We start from the raw sequence: 1,460 nt of genomic DNA on the forward strand, positions 1-1,460 counted from the left end.
CCACCACCGCTACCGCAGCCCGCGAGGACGAGAACGCCGACCGTACACACCGCCGAGAGAGCGAGCACACGCCTGTTCACCACAGTCACCGCCTTCGTGCCGTCGGACCCGTGTCCGGCCGGGTCCGCTCCTGGGATTCAGAGCCGGGAGTAGTCGTCGGACCTGCGCGCGGGCGGCCTCGTGGGGTGGCCGGCCGTCCCTGACGCGTATGTGTTCATCCATGCTCGAAGATCGACAGTTTCAAGCAGATCCGAACGCTACCGTGCCGCGAAGTATTCACGAGGCGGGCCGAGGGGTCCAGGTGTCGTTATCGGACCGTTGCGCTTCCGCCCGACCGCGGTCTGGCTGTACATGACAGATGAGGCGATGCTATCCCAGACCGTCAACAACCGCCCGCCGGTGCGCCCTTGGCGGTGAGGTACCGGTGTGAAAGCGGCTGATCCCCTGCCGTGTGCACGGTCTTCGCCCTAGCCTGTGAGCCTCACGGGGAGGGGAAGGCGTTGGAGCAACTCGGGGCCGCGGACCCGCGACAGGTCGGGCCGTACGCACTCGCGGGGCGGCTCGGGGCCGGCGGCATGGGCGCGGTGTACCTGGGCCGGTCGGCCGGCGGGCGGACCGTGGCGGTCAAGGTGGTGCGCCCGGAGCTGGCCGAGGACGCCTCCTTCCGTGCGCGCTTCCGGCAGGAGGTGGCGGCGGCCCGCCGGGTCTCCGGCGCGTTCACCGCACCCGTGGTGGACGCGGACACCGAGGCGGCGACACCGTGGATGGCGACGGCCTTCGTGGCCGGCGTGTCGCTCCAGCGGGCCGTCGCCGGGCACGGCCCGCTGCCCGAGGAGACGGTGCGCACGCTCGCGGCCGGGCTGGCCGAGGCGCTCGCCGAGGTGCACCGGGCCGGGCTGATCCACCGTGACCTCAAGCCCGCCAACGTGCTGCTGGCGCTCGACGGGCCGCACGTCATCGACTTCGGCATCTCCCGGGCGGCCGACGGCACCGGCCTGACCACCACCGGCTCGGTCATCGGCTCGGCGCCGTACATGTCGCCGGAACAGGCGCTGGGGGAGCCGGTCGGTCCGGCGAGCGACGTGTTCTCGCTCGGCTCGACCGTCGCCTACGCGGCGCTCGGACGGCACCTGTTCGGCGAGGGCGCCGGGGCGGCCGTGCTGTTCCGGGTGGTGAACACCGAACCGGACCTCGGCGGGCTGCCGGGCGGCATCCGGCACCTCGTGGCGGCCTGCCTGGCCAAGCACCCGGCGCACCGCCCGGCGCCGGGTCAACTCGTCGAGCTGGTGGAGCGGATCGGCCGCCCGGCGCCCACGGGCGGCTGGCTGCCACCGGCCGTCGCCGCGGACGTCGTCGCCGCCCGCGGCGTCCTCACCGCGCTGCCGCCCGCACCGGTGTCCGACGCGCCGCCACCGCCGCCACCCTTCCCGCCGGGCCCACCGGCCTGCCCGCCCGGGACC

The 1,460-nt window shown here is 74.3% G+C and carries 1 protein-coding gene; it reads left to right on the forward strand.

Going from position 1 to position 1,460, the window contains the following annotated elements:
* Positions 1-500 precede the first annotated feature (500 nt).
* The coding region (locus tag ACFVHB_RS40115; protein WP_380332927.1) for a serine/threonine-protein kinase at positions 501-1,460 on the forward strand (960 nt) is incomplete at its 3' end.

Source organism: Kitasatospora sp. NPDC127111, from assembly GCF_042677465.1.
Lineage (GTDB): Bacteria > Actinomycetota > Actinomycetes > Streptomycetales > Streptomycetaceae > Kitasatospora.